This is a genomic window from Staphylococcus sp. AC872, assembly GCF_979255425.1.
In genome coordinates, this window is the sequence record NZ_CEEDKW010000005.1 from 143,130 (window position 1) to 159,489 (window position 16,360).

A 16,360-nucleotide genomic window follows, 5' to 3' on the forward strand; every position below is an offset into this window, starting at 1 on the left:
CTCCTAGAAAAACACTCGTTCTCTTATCCAACCTATAAATAATTTTACAAGCCATTTTACGAAAAATGGGTAGTGAAAAATAGGTTGAACATACATAAACAGAATAAAATAATATTAAAATATATTAGGTTCTTTTGATTGATAATCTTTTTCACTCTAAATATTAAATAAATACCATACAATAACGTAATGACGGTAGAAAAAATAACCTTAGGATCAATAAATATGCGCTGACCTACTGAAAATACACCCCATTGTGCACCTAGAATAATACTAAAAATTAGTATAATCCATCCTGCCAAAGTGGTAAAAAAAACAATAGCTTCTAAAGTAGCTACGCTACCTATTCTAAAATATTTCTGATCAAAATTCTTCTCTTTTAAATTACGATATTGAATGATATAAAGTAAACAATTTACGAATGCTAAAGCAAAGAATGCATAGCTCAAAATTGCTAAACCAATATGGACAAGTAACAATTCATTAATAACTGCCACTTGTTGTACTTGGCTATGATAACGGTCAGGTTGAAATGTGTTCATTGCCATTAATACAAAACCAATTAAATTTAAAAAGAACACAGAAAAATTCAAAGTTTTTATCACATTCAAAATGAGTGATAAAGATATAATAATCCATGTCAGTGAGAAAAATACATCAAATAGCGATCCTAATGGTGCGTGTTTCGTTTGTATAATAAAAACAGATAAAGAGATTGTTTGTAAAACCCAAACAATCCCCAATGTATATATACCCAAAACTCTAATTTGATGACTTTTACGCACAAAATCTAGAAAATAGCAAACAATGCTAATTAGATAAATGATTAATATTATTTCATGAAATCGAATAAACAGGTTTTCTTGCATATCATCACCATATTAATATGCTTATTCAAAACTAAAAATTCGACGTGCTGAAATTTCCTTAGCTTTATTTTCTTTGTGTTGTCTCGCTTGTTCATAAGGGTTATCAGCTTCTATGTCAAAAATGCTTTGAAAGAGCTCTAATTTTTCGTTACTTTTCTTATCACTACTTAATTCTTTAGCCTGCTTAATAGGGTCTTTTAACATTTGATTGATTATACTTTTAGTATGTTTAGAAATAATCTTTCTTTCTCTCTCTGATAAATCTGGTAATTTTCTATCAATACTATCCATTGTTTCAGATTGAATATTCATTGCTTTTTCACGTAAAGCTCTAATGACTGGTACAACACCTAACATATTTACCCAATCATTATGAGTATCTATTTCACTAGGTATTTGATCAGCAATTGTTTGTGCTGCTAATTGACGCTCTCTTAAATTCGCATCAACCAAACCTTTCAAGTCATCAACATCGTAATTAAATATATTGTTGATTGCATCAATACCAGGCTCAATATCTCTTGGAACTGCAATATCAACTAATAATAAAGCGTCTAATTTTCGTTGATTAGCTATAGATTCAACTAAATCATTAGTAATAATATACGACTCTGAACTTGTAGAACTAATTACAATATCAGCTTGTTGTAATAAAACTGGTAATGCATCTAGTGAATCAAATTTAACTTGATGTTTTTCAGCTAATACTTTAGCTTTACCTACTGTTCTATTAACAATTGTTATATTTGTAATACCTGACCCTAACAGATTTAAGAGTGATAATTCACTCATTTCCCCTGCACCAATAATGACAGCTTGTTTATATTTTAGTTTTCCGAATACCTTTTTAGCTAATTCAACTGCAGCATATGAAACACTAACTGCATTATCTGCAATATCTGTTTCACTATGTGCTCTTTTAGCAAAAGTAATTGCCTGTTTAAATAAATGATTAAAGATAGTACCAGTTGTACCCGTTTCTTGAGCTAAGAAAAATGCGTCGCGCATTTGCCCAAGTATTTGTGTTTCTCCAAGTACAATGGAATCTAAACCAGAAGTGACGCGCAATAGATGTTCTACAGCTTCGTCCCCCACTTTGACTTCTGACATGTCTTTAATGTCATCTACTTCAAATCCAAATTTACGTGCTAAAAATCTTTGAACGTAATAACGTCCGGTATGAATTTGATCAACAACGGCGTATACTTCGGTACGATTACATGTAGATAAGATGACGTTTTCTAAGATGGCTTTAGTTTCATATAAATCTTCATGGGCTAATCGTAAGGCATCATCTCTAAAAGCAACTTGCTCTCTTAGTGCTACATTAGCAGTTCGATGATTTATGCTTATTGCAATAAAATGCATTTATAACGCCCTCCATATACTTACAATAACCTTAGTATAACACATTTGCATTGATTATTAAGTTCATTGCTCAAATAAATTAGAAAGATTCTAATCTAACTTCAATTTTTTGTCAAATTTGTTAAATTTGAATTTATATATGAAGATTTAGTCTAGAATATCAGAAAAATTATTATGAATAATTAAAATGATTATAAATAAGACTCTATCAAATCCCATATTTGTTGTTGTTTATTATTTTTTATAGAAGAATAGCTAACTATAGTATCTCCTTCTTCTAAATCTAATTTGTTTTTGATATTATTTAAATGCTTTTGTACTTTCCCTTTTGGTATTTTATCTTCTTTGGTACAAATGATTAAAGTTGGAATATCAAAATGTTTTAAATAATTATACATAAGTACATCATCTTCAGTTGGATTATGTCTCAAATCAACGAGTTGAATGACCAATTGTAATTTTTGACGTGTTGTTAAATACTCTTCGATCATTTTTCCAAACTTTTCTCGTTGAACTTTACTTACTTTAGCATAACCATAACCTGGTACATCTACAAATACTAATTGGTCATCAATATTAAAGAAATTCAACGTCTGTGTTTTACCCGGTTGTTGTGAAGTACGAGCCATGTTTTTTCGCCCAATCATACTATTGATAAATGATGATTTACCAACATTTGAACGACCACTTAATGCTACTTCAGGTACATCTGTTTCTGGATATTGTGCTTCTTGTACAGCACTTATAATTAAATCTATATTATTAGGATTAATTTTCATTGGTGATCCTCACTTTTCTTATTTCTCACATTAACACTTTACCATTACTTTTATCTCTATGTCATCCTAGTTTTAAGAAATACAAATGTTGAATGATAAATACATAAAAAAAGAGCCACAATAACATGTGGCTCTGTACCATAAATATTAAATTATGCAGATGTTTTACTATCATTGATTAAATTACCTTCTGAATCATATAATTCAGGTTCGACTTCATCATTGATCGTTTGTTCTGTAATCACTACCTTAGTTACATCTTCTGATGAAGGTACATCATACATTATATCAATTAGCGCTTCTTCAATAATAGAACGAAGTCCTCTAGCACCTGTCTTACGTGCAATAGCTTTTTCACTAATAGCAGACAATGCTTCCTCACTAAATACTAACTCGACGTTATCGAGTTCTAACATTTTAGTATATTGTTTAACTAGCGCATTTTTAGGTTGCGTTAAAATATTTTTAAGCGCATCTACATCTAAAGTTTCTAAATTAGCAACAATTGGTACACGTCCAATAAACTCAGGAATCAATCCGTAAGATTGTAAATCTTCTGGTCTAATTTGCTCTAATAACGCTTCTTCATCATATTTATCAGCTTCATTACTAGCGAAACCAATGACTTTCTCACCTAAACGACGTTTGATAACTTCATCAATTCCATCAAAGGCACCACCAAGGATGAATAAAATATTTGTTGTATCAATTTGTATCAATTCTTGGTTTGGATGTTTACGTCCACCTTGAGGAGGCACACTTGCAGTAGTACCTTCTAATATTTTAAGTAATGCTTGTTGCACACCTTCACCTGAAACATCACGTGTTATAGATGTATTTTCAGATTTTCTTGCAATCTTATCAATTTCATCTACATAAATAATACCTTTTTCAGCTTTATCAATATCAAAATCTGCCGCTTGAATTAAACGTAATAAGATATTTTCTACGTCATCACCAACATAGCCAGCTTCTGTTAAACTTGTAGCATCTGCGATTGCAAATGGTACATTTAATGTTTTAGCTAATGTTTGTGCTAATAATGTCTTACCACTACCTGTTGGTCCGATTAATGCAATGTTACTTTTTTGTAATTCTACATCATCTTCATTAGGACCTAATTGTTGAATACGTTTATAGTGATTATAAACAGCTACAGATAAAGCTTTTTTAGCTTTTTCTTGACCGATAACATATTCATTCAAATGATCCATAATTTCTTTAGGAGTTGGTAATTCAGTTAATTCCTCTGAAGAATTTTGTGCTAACTCTTCTTCAACGATTTCTGAGCATAATTCAATACACTCATTACAAATATATACGCCACTTCCTGCAACTAATTTCTTAACTTGATCTTGATCTTTACCACAGAAAGAGCATTTTAAATTTTCTTCATCTTCATTGAATTTGAACATTCTTTTTTACACCCCTATTCCATAAAGACTATACTAGATAGCATTCTATAATGCAACATAATAACATTTCAATTGATTTGCTTGAAAATAGGAAGGAGTGGGACTGAATTCAAACTATAACAGATTGAACTCATGGCCCCACCCCACAAGATAATATATCTTATTCATCCTACCTATCAATGTTATTAAAACAATACAATATCAAATTGAATATCGCTTAATAGAATAGTATTAGTCTTCTTTGCTACCTTCTACTAATTTAGCATTGTCTTTTAATAAATCGATAACTTTTTGGATGCGAACATCATTTTTAACGATATCAGTATTACCTAATGTGTTTTTGATATCTTCAACTGAAATGTTGAATTGTTCACTCATTTTTTCAAGTTCTTTATCAATATCTTCGTCTGAAACTTCGATATTTTCAGCATCAGCAATAGCAGTTAATGTTAAGTTTGTTTTAACACGTTGTTCTGCATCGTCTTTCATTTGTTCTCTTAATTGAGACTCATCTTGTCCAGAAATTTGGAAATATGTTTGTAAATCTAACCCTTGTTGTTGGATTCTTTGACCAAATTCTTGAACCATACGATCTAATTCAGTATCGATCATTGCTTGAGGAATGTCGATTGTAGCATTGTCTGTTGCTTTTTTAATTGCTTCTTCTTTTTCAGTGTTTTCAGCTTCAGTCGCTTTTTGTTCAGCAAGACGTTTACGTAAGTTTTCTTTATATTCATCAACTGAATTAGCTTCTGCATCTAACTCATTAGCAATTTCATCATTTAATTCTGGAACATCTTTATATTTGATTTCATTTACTTTTGTTTTGAAAGTAGCTTCTTTTCCAGCTAATTCTTCAGCATGATACTCTTCTGGGAATGTAACAACAACGTCTTTTTCTTCTCCAGTTTTCATGCCTTCTAATTGTTCTTCAAAACCTGGGATGAATGAACCTGAACCAACTTCTAAGTCGTAACCTTCAGCTTGTCCACCTTCGAATTCTTCACCATCAACTGAACCACTGAAATCAATATTAACTGTGTCGCCATTTTCAACAGCGCCGTCTTCTTTTTTGACTACCATTTCAGCCATGTGGCCTAAACTATGGTTAATTGATTCTTCTAATTCTTCATCTGTTAGTTCAGAATCTTGTTTTTCAATTTCTAAACCTTTGTAGTCACCTAATTTAACTTCTGGTTCAACAGTTACAGTAGCTTCAAAAATGAAATCTTTACCTTTTTCAATTTGAGTTACGTTAACTTCTGGTTGAGCAACTGGATTAATACCAGTTTCATCAATAGCTTCACCGTAAGCTTCTGGTAATAAAATGTCTACTGCATCTTGATATAATGCTTCAACGCCAAAGCGTTGTTCAAAAATTGGACGAGGCACTTTACCTTTACGGAATCCAGGTACATTAATTTGTTTAACTACTTTTTTAAATGCTTGATCTAATGCTTTATCTACTTTTTCTGATGGAACAGTAACAGTTAATAATCCTTCGTTACCTTCCTTTTTTTCCCAAGTTGCTGTCATGTATAAATACCTCCATGAATAACTATTTTATTTTTTCAACTTCCCTATTATAGCATAGGTCATTTGTGTACACAAACATTGAAATTGCAACGTTTGCGAAATTATTTATTACTAATTTCAATTAAAATTTACGTTAAACGATTTATGCATTATTTGCAAGAAATTGGGGTTATCATTGCTTATCTAATTGATAGATATATGATAAAATTTCTTGTTTCGCAATACTATCATCTATACCTAACATTGATTTAAAATAAACATCATACGCGACAATCCAATCTTCTATTGGAAATAGCGTTTCAATATTAAGGGGATATAGCAATATAGAATGATTATTCATGATATGGCTTGCTTCATCAACAATATGTATGGCGCCATTTTCAAGATTCTCAATCACTTTTGGCAATACAATCGATTTTAAAGTCGTGTGTTCTAGCCCACTTAAATCTTTAGGAATAATGTCAACTGTTGTACCATATTTGGTAATTGTGACGCTAGTTTCAGACTGTGCAAATCTTAAGTATTCTAACATCAAACTTATAATGTTATTTTCTACATTAGCATGACTTAATAAATAATGAATTGTTTCTTTGAAATCATAATGCCCATTATCGATGAGTTGAAGTAGAACATGCGTTTGTTCTCTTGTATTTAATTGATTGAATTGAGCTAATGAATGAGTCAATTGTTCTCGATTTGAATCTAGTTTAGATTGTGCGTATTCTTTTAACGGGAATAATTCCATTCTGGTTTTATGATCTCGTACTTCATCAATAATTTGATTAATCACTTCTACTGATTCATAGTACTGTTCTAAGCCATTTAAACTTTTAACATAAAATATCATTAACTCATCGTACTTGTTTAAACCTTGTTTAAGCAAAATGATAGCTTCTTCTCTCAATTCCAAAAATGCTCCCATTTGATATAGCATATCGCACTTTTTAATTGAGAGTGCTTCATCTAACTCAAACTGGCTTTCATATTGTTCAAATAATTCATACATTTTGTCAAAGTCTTGTTTTAATTCAGCTTTTCTAATATCTTCTTTTAGCTTTTTCTCAGATAATAGGAATGGGATGATATCTGACATTTAATTTGCACCTCAATTATTATAAATCTTGAAGAATTAATGCACTCCATGTCTCAAAGTCATCGTATGATTCTATTTTCCCCTTTTCAATCCATTTGATTCTTAGCGTATCCGTTTCTTTAGCTTCTACATCATTTGAATTGACTGTTATTTTAAATACTACACCCATATGAACTTTACCTACTTCATTATTGTCATCATTGATAAAACCTAGGTATTCCATATTTTGAGAATCTTCAGTAGGCAAACCTACTTCTTCTTCTAATTCTCTTTGGGCATTTACTCTCAGTACTTCATTAATTGAATCTGCCCCTACTACATCATTCATGTGTCCACCGACGCCAATCGAAGATTGTCCGTGCAATCTTTCTTCACCGCCGCCAGAAAGACGTTCATAAACAAGAATTTCACCATTTTGATTTTCTAATAAACAATATGAAATAAGTTGTTTAAAACCTGGATCCTCTTCCATGTCTCCTCTACGTTTCACATCATACTGTCTTAATGAATTAAAAATATTATTACCTTTTTCATCATTTTTTGATAAAAATCCATTGAATGCATTCTTTTCATTATCGAAAAGCGTTGTTCTTGGCACTACTATAATTTGCTCATCAAATTTAGACATATTAAACTCCTTTATATTTTCTTTATGATATTATTCTATCAAACTTATTTTTGATTCGCGATGATTAACGTATCTTCTTAATTTATATCAATGCTTAAACAATTTTATATTTAAATAGAAAGATATATAAATAAAAGCTGAGACATCATATAAATGTCTCAGCTTTTATGAGTTAAGCTTATTTTAAAGCGTCTTTAGCTTTTGATACTAATTCACCGAATGCTTTATCGTCTGAAATAGCTATTTCAGATAACATTTTACGGTTGATATCGATGTCAGCTTTTTTCAATCCATTCATTAAACGTGAATAGCTGATATCATGTTTACGTGCTGCTGCATTAATACGTGTAATCCATAATTTACGGAAATCACGTTTACGTTGACGACGGTCACGGAATGCGTATTGACCTGATTTCATTACTTGTTGTTTTGCTACTTTATATAATGTATGTTTTGAACCGAAGTAACCTTTAGCTAATTTAATCGTTTTTTTACGACGTGCTCTTGTTACTGTTCCACCTTTTACTCGTGGCATATTAAATTCCTCCTTAGATACTATCTACGTAATTATTCTTTATTCGTTAGTCGTATTATTTTTTATAAGATAATAATTGTTTTACACGTTTCATATCGCTTTTAGAAACTAATCTACTTTTACGTAATTGACGTTTTTGTTTAGTGTTTTTGTTTGCAAATAAGTGAGATGTGAAAGCTCTTGAACGTTTTAATTGACCTGAACCAGTTCTTTTAACACGTTTCGCTGCTCCACGGTGAGTTTTCATTTTAGGCATGATTCATTTCCTCCTAGAAATTATTATTAATTATTTTTCATTAATTGGTGATAACATAAGGAACATTTGACGGCCTTCCATTTTAGGCTTTTGTTCGATTGTTGCAAGGTCTTTACATTCTTCAGCAAATTTTTCTAACTGGCGTTGACCAATTTCTTTGTGAGTAATGGCACGACCTCTGAAACGAATTGAAACTTTACATTTATCGCCTTTAGAAAGGAATTTACGTCCGTTTTTCAATTTTGTTTGGAAATCATGTTCCTCAATTGTTGGACTTAAACGAATTTCTTTAACGTTAATTGTTTTTTGTTTCTTCTTCATTTCTTTTTCTTTTTTCTGTTGTTCGAATTTGAATTTACCGTAATCCATAATTCTTGCAACAGGTGGTTTAGCATTTGGTGCTACGATTACTAAATCTAAATCAACACGTTCAGCCATTTCTAACGCTTCTTGTTTTGATTTAACACCTATTTGTTCACCATCTTGACCTACTAAACGAAGTTCTTTTGCACGAATTTTCTCATTAATTTGAGTCTGATCTTTTGCTATGGTTGACACCTCCCAGAATTTTACGAAATTGTCCCAAGCAAAAAAGAAGAGCGAGTATCACTACCCGCTCTTCTTCACACATTAATTGTGTAACATGATTAACCTGCCAACTGCTTGTTGCGTCGCTACAGGTGAGAAGCGGGAGCTTCTACTTGGTTCGTTTCGTATTCAACGTTATTAATCATATCAACAATAAATGTATTCGTCAACTACTTTTTTTATTAATCGTGATGTCTTACTTCTTCCATTGACACATCTTGACGTAAATCTACCTGTTCTAATGGGATTTTCTTTGTTTTATATCTTACTTTATGATAAATAAAGAATGCTAAGAATACTGGAATACCCATATAAGTAATAATAAATCTATTTAAATCAAAGTCTCCTGTTTTAATAAAATCGACATCTTGACCTAATATTACGATAATACATAAAAATCCAGCAAATATCGGGCCAAATGGGAATAATTTAGCCGTATATTTTAGTTTAGATTTATCATAATTTTGTTTATCAAATGCACGTCTAAATCTATAATGACTTACAGCTATACCGACCCAAGCAATGAATCCTGTCATACCACTAGCAGCTACGATATATTCATATGCATCACCACTAAAATGTTGTACTGCAAAAATCACTACAACAATAATTCCAGTTACAATTAATGATATGTGCGGCACACCATTTTTATTCGTTTTTGAAAATGAATTAAACGCTAGTTTATCTTTACTCATTGAATATAGCATTCTAGTAGATGCATACATTCCTGAATTACCTGCAGATAATACTGATGTTAAAATAACTGCATTCATAAATGATGCTGCAAATGCAAGTCCAGCATTCTTGAATACTAATGTAAATGGTGATGTAGAGATACTATTTTCTCCACCCATAAGTGCACTACTATCATAAGGTATTAACATACCAATGATGAATATAGCTAATATATAAAATAATAATATTCTCCAGAATACTTGTTTAATAGCTTTTGGAACGGCTCTTTCAGGATTTTCAGATTCCCCTGCTGTTATCCCTATCAATTCAGTACCTTGGAATGAGAAACCAGCAACTAGGAATACCCCTAATATTGAAAGTAAGCTCCCTCCTAAGTTGCCACCAAGGATTGGGCCGCTTCCTTTAGTAAACGTTTCAAAACCAACGAATTTACCGCCCATAATACCTACAATAGTTAATAAACCTATCACAATAAATATGATGACAGTAACAACTTTTATTAGTGCAAACCAATATTCACTCTCACCATATACTCGAACTGACAATGAGTTAAGTGCAAAGATAATTACTAAAAATATACAACTCCAGACCCAAGCAGGCACACTTTGCATTGGGGACCAATATTGTATGACTTGCGCGGCAATTGTTACATCTGCAGCTACAGTAATAACCCAGTTAAACCAATAATTCCATCCTAATGCAAATCCAAGTGATGGATCTACAAATCGTGTGGCGTAAGTACTAAATGATCCTGAAACTGGTAAATATGTGGCCATCTCGCCAAGTGATGTCATTAAGAAGAATACCATTGCTCCAATAATCGCATATGCAATCAAAGCACCTAATGCTCCAGCACTGTGAATGGCTCCACCCGAAGTCATAAATAGACCTGTACCAATACAACCACCAATGGCTATCATAGATATATGACGGTCTTTTAAACCTCTTTGTATACCTTCGTTTTGACTTTTGTTTTTACTCATAGAAGATTCCTTTCTTTGTATTTAGAGGCAGTTATGATTTTGTTTTATTATTTATTAAAGAAACAACACGTTAAGTTCTATATCTTCATTTATATGACTACACGATACCTCACTTAATCATGTTACTTTTATTTATAAATTTAAAACAAAAAAGTGGCTACATACCTTTAAGATATGCAACCACTTTGCTTTTATCTATATAAGGTAGCACATCACATTCTGTGACAGTACAGTTTCTTTCGAGAACTGTCCCAACAAATCATAATTATGGTTATCACTTGTTTCGGCAATATTACCTTTAACTTGTTCAACATACGTCCCATAAGACTTCTGACAAGCGACTCTTTAATATTGCAACCTCTAACTCAACTTTTTATTTAACTAACTTGTAATATACATGAACTGCGCTTAAATTTCAAGTTTATCTATGCTTTTTCAAACGGATTTCGTCTACTAAATTCCAGATGAATTCATCTTTTTCTAATGTCTCTTGGTCTTGTGAACCATACTTACGAACATTTACTTCATTGTTTTCTACTTCTTTATCTCCTACCACGATTTGGTATGGAATTTTTTGCATTTGAGCTTCACGGATTTTATAACCCATTTTTTCATTACGGTCATCGATTTCAACACGTACGCCTTGAGATTTCAATTCATCTTGTATTGATTTTGCATAGTCGTAATGTAAATCTAAATTAACTGGAATAATTTCTACTTGTTTCGGTGCTAACCAAGTTGGGAATGCACCTTTAGTTTCTTCAGTTAAGAATGCAACAAATCGTTCCATTGTAGATACAACTCCACGGTGTATCACTACTGGTCTATGGTGTTCTCCATCCTGACCAATATATGTCAGTTCAAAACGTTCTGGTAATAAGAAATCTAGTTGTGCTGTAGATAATGTTTCTTCTTTACCCATAGCTGTTTTAACTTGAACATCCAATTTAGGCCCATAAAATGCCGCTTCACCAATAGCTTCTTCGTATGATAATCCTAATTCATCAGCCGCTTCTTTAATCATGTTCTCAGCCTTATTCCACATTTCATCATCATCAAAATACTTTTCTTTATCTTCTGGGTCTCTATAACTTAATCTGAAACGGTAGTCTTCGAATCCAAAGTCTTTATATACATCTTGAATCATGTTAACTACACGTTTGAATTCTTCTTTAATTTGATCTGGTCTAACAAAGATATGTGAGTCATTTAAAGTCATACCTCTTACACGTTGTAGTCCTGATACAGCCCCACTAGCTTCGTATCTGTGCATAGTACCTAATTCGGCAATACGAATAGGTAATTCTCTATAAGAATGTGGTTTATTATTATAAACCATCATATGGTGTGGACAGTTCATTGGACGTAATACCATTTCCTCTGTCTCATCTAATTTCATTGGGGGGAACATATCCTCTTGATAGTGATCCCAATGTCCTGAAGTTTTATATAAATCAACATTTGCTAAAACTGGTGTATATACGTGGTCATATCCCATACTTACTTCTTTATCCACAATATAACGTTCAATTTCACGACGAATTGTAGCACCATTAGGTAACCATAGTGGTAAACCTGCACCAACAAGTTGACTATTAGCAAATAATTCTAAATCTTTACCGATTTTACGATGATCACGTTCCTTACGTTCTTCCAACATTTCTAAATGTGCTTTTAAATCTTTTTTATCAAAGAACGCAGTACCGTAAATACGTTGTAGCATTTTATTATTACTATCTCCACGCCAGTACGCGCCAGCTGTTGATAATAATTTAAATTCTTTTATTTTAGACGTAGATGGTACATGAACCCCTCTACATAAATCAGTAAATTCCCCTTGAGAATATAATGTCACATTTTCATCTTCAGGTATTGCATCAATTAATTCTAATTTGTATGGATCATCTTTGAAGAATGCTTTAGCTTCATCCCTAGTAACTACTTTTCTTTCGATTTTATGATTCTCATCAACAATTTTTTTCATTGTTTTTTCAATTTTTTCAAAGTCATCTGATGAAATTTTTTCTTCAGTATCAAAATCATAGTAGAAACCGCCTTCGATGACAGGACCTACACCAAATTTAACATCCCCGTATAAACGTTTTAATGCTTGAGCCATCAAATGTGCAGTTGAATGACGCAATACTTCTAATGCTTCATCACTACCTGGTGTAACGATTTCAATTTCACCATCTTCTTCTAACGGTCGTGTTAAATCTACCATTTGTCCATTAAATTTACCTGCAACTGCCTTTTTACGTAGCCCTGGACTAATTGATTGCGCTATATCTTCAGTAGTAGTGCCTTTATCAAATGCCTTTGAATTACCATCTGGAAATTGAATATTAATTTGATCCATACTATTACCTCCTAAATTATAAAAATCATATCGTTGACTTATTGAATAAAAATCAATGTAAAAGTGTAGAGAAAATAAAAAAATCCCGCCCCTGAATCAGGGACGAGATTGTCGTGGTACCACCCTAGTTAAGCGTTAAAACCTTACTCATTTAAAAATAAGTTATTTAACGACTTCTCTACATAAGATAACGGTCTTGAGCCGAGTATTCATTACAAATACCATGCATTAAAGTAGTAATAATTTAATATATTAACCGTATTCTCATCAATCAACGGCTTTCTGTGTAACAGTGATTAAATTATCATGTCTTCAACAGTTTCAACGATTTAGATTTGATTCTATTATACAACATTTTATGAAAATATCAATTGTTTCTAAAGTTTTCACCTTTCAAGAAATAAGGTGTGGATAATGTTTTAATGCGTTCAATAATTCTAGCCGCTTTTGTTTTTTCTGCGCCTTCACGTGTCATTGATAAATGATGTTCTAATTCATCATAACTTAAATTTGAAGTAAAGAAAGTGGGTAATTCATGAACCATTCTGTAATGCAATAAAGGCCCAATAACTTCATCTCTAACCCACGGCGTTACTTCTTCTGCACCGATATCATCTAACATTAATATGTTGGCTTCTCTAATTCTTTGTAGTTTTCTTTCGTAACTACCATCTTTAAACCCACCTTTTAGTGTACGAATGTATTCGGGAAGATAAACTATTGTAGATGGCACTTTTTTAGCTTTAAGTTGATTTGCTATAGCACCTAAAATAAATGACTTTCCAGTACCAAAAGGTCCATACAGATAAAGCCCTTTGACATTTTCACCATTAATTAACTTTTTGCATATATCATTAACTTGCATTGCAATATCCAAACGATTTCGTCCAGTAGTATAAATATCTTTAATTTTTGCATTTAAGGTATCTCTCTGCATATGATGTGATGTAATCAATTGAGAATTAAGTCTTTCTTCATCATATTTTACTTTACATGGACATGGCAAATAGCGAATTTTAATGCGTTCGTTTTCAATATATAATTCTGGCACATGACCTTTAACAAAGTTAGGACACTCATTATAATTATGCCCATCATAGTGCTTTTGTTGGTCTTTATATTCTTGTAGGACGTTTAAGTCTTCATCAATCATAGCATTGGTTAGTTCTGATTGGTGTTCATTTAAAAATTGCTTCACATCAGGATCATTTACAACCTGTTGACGTATTTTAGCAATTCTCTTTTCGAAATCTTTATTTGAACCTACAATATTCTTAAAGCTTTCCATCTAATCCTCCTCCCAATCTTTATTTAATTGTTCTAAGAATGCTTGTCTATCCTTTTCAAATTGATCGTCTTTTTCATCTTTTGAAAGTGCTGTAGCGTTTGGATTATCTCTTTCTTCTAACCATTTAGGCGTTTTCTCCCTAGAAACCAATTTACTTTTACGATTATAGCCTTGATATGATTGTGATTTATTCTCGTTTGATGGTTTAGGTTGATTAACTTTCAAGGCATATTCATAAGCTTGCTTAGCCGTTGTTATACCTTTCTTTTTCCAATTTGAAGCAATTTCAAAAATATAAGATTTGGGTAATTTCATATCTTCTTTAAGCATAACAAATTGTAATAAGATGTTAATAACACCGAAGTTCATTTTTTCTCTATGAATTAATTCTTCAATCATATTTTTTTGAGATAATGTTGGTTCTGATTCAGACCAAGATGCTAACATATCAATCGGACTCGTCTGTTCTAACAGTTGAAGCCATTGTTCCGTGTCATTTTCAGGATCAGGAATTTCATTATTTTGGGTCGAAATGTCACTGTGTTTAATGTTTTTATTCAATTCTAACTTAGGTAATTGATTTTCATGTTCTATTAAATAATAAGAACGTGCCTGTTTACGCATCTCTTCAAAAGATAATTGCTGCGCACTTGTAATTGAATTCAATATAATATGTTTCATCGCATCAGCCGTTAAACCATATAAAGTTGCGAGTTGAACAATTAGACTTTTAGCATCCTTTGTCACTATTTCATTTGAGATGAAATGGTTATGTAACATCTGTTTCAACATATCAAAATCAAAAGATTCATTAGATAAATCCAATCCTTGATATTCACTCGCTTTAGGTATATTTTGTGTATCGATATCTAATATTCTATTGGGTACTTTAAAGACATCTGTAAACTTTCTGGTTGTTTGCTGATACTGTGATAAATCTCTAAAAGTTTGTTCAAAATGTTTCTTTAGAACCTGATATCTTTTTTTATCAACTTCACTATATAAAAATACAGATAACATAGGATCATTGAAAAATTGAGATGGTGACGGAGGTTGAATCAATTGATATATAAAATGTGTTTGTTGTTCATCATGTTTTACAAATGATTTCATCAAACCAATGGCTTCTAATAAATCCATTTGATTTCTAAAGTCGATTAAATTTTCTTTAAGTTCATTCATAATGACATAATGGGTGAGTGGTTGCTCAACATCATTTGAAAATTGATGCATAAAGTGATATAAACCAATTGCTTGAGGCCCAATTAAAGGTGTAAACAGTCGATTTAATATTTCAAGATGCTGTGAATTTAAATAAAAATCTTGAATCACTTCAAAACTATCTTGTGGTCTTAAACCTAATTCAAAGGAATTTAACCCCATTTATAAATCACTCCGTTTATTATCATTCAGAATACCTTGCATTGAAGCTAACAGTTGGTCAATATCTTTAAACTCTTTATAAACAGAGGCAAAGCGAACATAAGAAACTTGATCTACATGCATTAATAAGTTCATTACATGTTCTCCAATTTCTCTAGATGAAATCTCAGTATGCCCCTCATCTCTTAATTGCCACTCCACTTTATTAGTTATATCCTCTAGTTGTTGATATCTCACTGGACGTTTTTCACATGATCTAACTAATCCATTCAAGATTTTTTCTCTTAAAAATTGTTCTCTAGTTCCATCCTTTTTCACTACTATTAATGGACTCACTTCTATATGTTCGAATGTTGTAAACCTTGTACCACAATTTTCACATTCTCTTCTTCGACGAATCGCGTTCGCATCTTCTGCATGACGTGAATCTACTACTCTTGAATGTGTTGAATTACATTTTGGGCATTTCATGATTGTCACCCTTTTCTATTTAGATTATGCTCAATTATACTATAAATTCACACGTTACAAAAGAAAGCACCTTTTAAATTATATGTCTAAAAGTGTAAACTAATTTATATCAT

At 31.8% G+C, this 16,360-nt stretch carries 15 protein-coding genes, 1 riboswitch and 1 other annotated feature; all 15 genes read right to left on the reverse strand.

Annotated features, from left to right (window positions below; translation table 11 throughout):
• Positions 1 to 56: 56 nt before the first annotated feature.
• The 15 genes from ACZ267_RS09450 to nrdR all read right to left on the reverse strand — a co-directional run bounded on the left by ACZ267_RS09450 (position 57) and on the right by nrdR (position 16,247).
• The gene (locus ACZ267_RS09450; RefSeq protein ID WP_019235944.1) at positions 57 to 869 is read right to left on the reverse strand and encodes a cytochrome C assembly family protein; all 813 of its coding nucleotides are present in this window, start codon (positions 867 to 869) and stop codon (positions 57 to 59) included.
• 21 nt (positions 870 to 890) lie between these two features.
• Positions 891 to 2,237 (reverse strand): glutamyl-tRNA reductase, encoded by a 1,347-nt coding sequence (gene hemA, locus ACZ267_RS09455; protein WP_019235945.1) that lies wholly within the window; start codon positions 2,235 to 2,237, stop codon positions 891 to 893.
• A gap of 191 nt (positions 2,238 to 2,428) precedes the next feature.
• Positions 2,429 to 3,016, reverse strand: coding sequence for a ribosome biogenesis GTP-binding protein YihA/YsxC (gene yihA, locus ACZ267_RS09460; RefSeq protein ID WP_002467202.1), 588 nt, complete (start codon positions 3,014 to 3,016; stop codon positions 2,429 to 2,431).
• 152 nt (positions 3,017 to 3,168) lie between these two features.
• On the reverse strand, positions 3,169 to 4,431 hold the full coding sequence (gene clpX / locus ACZ267_RS09465) for an ATP-dependent Clp protease ATP-binding subunit ClpX (protein ID WP_002451774.1): 1,263 nt from the start codon (positions 4,429 to 4,431) through the stop codon (positions 3,169 to 3,171).
• A gap of 231 nt (positions 4,432 to 4,662) precedes the next feature.
• On the reverse strand, positions 4,663 to 5,967 hold the full coding sequence (gene tig, locus ACZ267_RS09470) for a trigger factor (RefSeq protein ID WP_015364922.1): 1,305 nt from the start codon (positions 5,965 to 5,967) through the stop codon (positions 4,663 to 4,665).
• A gap of 172 nt (positions 5,968 to 6,139) precedes the next feature.
• On the reverse strand, positions 6,140 to 7,060 hold the full coding sequence (locus ACZ267_RS09475) for a hypothetical protein (RefSeq protein ID WP_079449030.1): 921 nt from the start codon (positions 7,058 to 7,060) through the stop codon (positions 6,140 to 6,142).
• 19 nt (positions 7,061 to 7,079) lie between these two features.
• Positions 7,080 to 7,688, reverse strand: coding sequence for an NUDIX domain-containing protein (locus ACZ267_RS09480; RefSeq protein ID WP_002467531.1), 609 nt, complete (start codon positions 7,686 to 7,688; stop codon positions 7,080 to 7,082).
• A 178-nt stretch (positions 7,689 to 7,866) separates the two neighbouring features.
• Entirely contained in the window at positions 7,867 to 8,223 is a 357-nt protein-coding gene (gene rplT, locus ACZ267_RS09485) for a 50S ribosomal protein L20 (RefSeq protein ID WP_002451770.1), read from the reverse strand.
• 55 nt (positions 8,224 to 8,278) lie between these two features.
• A complete protein-coding gene (gene rpmI, locus ACZ267_RS09490) occupies positions 8,279 to 8,479 on the reverse strand; it encodes a 50S ribosomal protein L35 (RefSeq protein WP_002451769.1) in 201 nt (66 codons plus the stop codon).
• 30 nt (positions 8,480 to 8,509) lie between these two features.
• Positions 8,510 to 9,037 (reverse strand): translation initiation factor IF-3, encoded by a 528-nt coding sequence (gene infC / locus ACZ267_RS09495; protein ID WP_002466019.1) that lies wholly within the window; start codon positions 9,035 to 9,037, stop codon positions 8,510 to 8,512.
• A 27-nt stretch (positions 9,038 to 9,064) separates the two neighbouring features.
• Positions 9,065 to 9,188, reverse strand: a sequence feature (ribosomal protein L20 leader region).
• Between the two features lie 61 nt (positions 9,189 to 9,249).
• Positions 9,250 to 10,746, reverse strand: coding sequence for an amino acid permease (locus tag ACZ267_RS09500; RefSeq protein WP_002466018.1), 1,497 nt, complete (start codon positions 10,744 to 10,746; stop codon positions 9,250 to 9,252).
• 197 nt (positions 10,747 to 10,943) lie between these two features.
• Positions 10,944 to 11,117: riboswitch (Lysine riboswitch) on the reverse strand.
• 50 nt (positions 11,118 to 11,167) lie between these two features.
• The gene (gene thrS / locus ACZ267_RS09505; RefSeq protein WP_019235947.1) at positions 11,168 to 13,105 is read right to left on the reverse strand and encodes a threonine--tRNA ligase; all 1,938 of its coding nucleotides are present in this window, start codon (positions 13,103 to 13,105) and stop codon (positions 11,168 to 11,170) included.
• Between the two features lie 367 nt (positions 13,106 to 13,472).
• Complete coding sequence (dnaI, locus tag ACZ267_RS09510; protein ID WP_015364918.1) at positions 13,473 to 14,393, reverse strand: primosomal protein DnaI; 921 nt, start codon at positions 14,391 to 14,393, stop codon at positions 13,473 to 13,475.
• Entirely contained in the window at positions 14,394 to 15,776 is a 1,383-nt protein-coding gene (locus tag ACZ267_RS09515; protein ID WP_002466027.1) for a replication initiation and membrane attachment family protein, read from the reverse strand.
• Positions 15,777 to 16,247, reverse strand: a complete 471-nt coding sequence (nrdR, locus tag ACZ267_RS09520; protein ID WP_002451763.1) for a transcriptional regulator NrdR — start codon at positions 16,245 to 16,247, stop codon at positions 15,777 to 15,779.
• Positions 16,248 to 16,360: the final 113 nt, after the last annotated feature.

What these genes read in the sequence shown, in the direction of transcription:
- tig (WP_015364922.1), bottom strand. Translation starts at nt 5,967, where the DNA reads ATGACAGCAACTTGGGAAAAAAAGGAAGGTAACGAAGGATTATTAACT.
- ACZ267_RS09500 (WP_002466018.1), bottom strand. Translation starts at nt 10,746, where the DNA reads ATGAGTAAAAACAAAAGTCAAAACGAAGGTATACAAAGAGGTTTAAAA.
- hemA (WP_019235945.1), bottom strand. Translation starts at nt 2,237, where the DNA reads ATGCATTTTATTGCAATAAGCATAAATCATCGAACTGCTAATGTAGCA.
- nrdR (WP_002451763.1), bottom strand. Translation starts at nt 16,247, where the DNA reads ATGAAATGCCCAAAATGTAATTCAACACATTCAAGAGTAGTAGATTCA.
- thrS (WP_019235947.1), bottom strand. Translation starts at nt 13,105, where the DNA reads ATGGATCAAATTAATATTCAATTTCCAGATGGTAATTCAAAGGCATTT.
- clpX (WP_002451774.1), bottom strand. Translation starts at nt 4,431, where the DNA reads ATGTTCAAATTCAATGAAGATGAAGAAAATTTAAAATGCTCTTTCTGT.
- ACZ267_RS09450 (WP_019235944.1), bottom strand. Translation starts at nt 869, where the DNA reads ATGCAAGAAAACCTGTTTATTCGATTTCATGAAATAATATTAATCATT.
- ACZ267_RS09475 (WP_079449030.1), bottom strand. Translation starts at nt 7,060, where the DNA reads ATGTCAGATATCATCCCATTCCTATTATCTGAGAAAAAGCTAAAAGAA.
- dnaI (WP_015364918.1), bottom strand. Translation starts at nt 14,393, where the DNA reads ATGGAAAGCTTTAAGAATATTGTAGGTTCAAATAAAGATTTCGAAAAG.
- yihA (WP_002467202.1), bottom strand. Translation starts at nt 3,016, where the DNA reads ATGAAAATTAATCCTAATAATATAGATTTAATTATAAGTGCTGTACAA.
- rplT (WP_002451770.1), bottom strand. Translation starts at nt 8,223, where the DNA reads ATGCCACGAGTAAAAGGTGGAACAGTAACAAGAGCACGTCGTAAAAAA.
- ACZ267_RS09515 (WP_002466027.1), bottom strand. Translation starts at nt 15,776, where the DNA reads ATGGGGTTAAATTCCTTTGAATTAGGTTTAAGACCACAAGATAGTTTT.
- ACZ267_RS09480 (WP_002467531.1), bottom strand. Translation starts at nt 7,688, where the DNA reads ATGTCTAAATTTGATGAGCAAATTATAGTAGTGCCAAGAACAACGCTT.
- rpmI (WP_002451769.1), bottom strand. Translation starts at nt 8,479, where the DNA reads ATGCCTAAAATGAAAACTCACCGTGGAGCAGCGAAACGTGTTAAAAGA.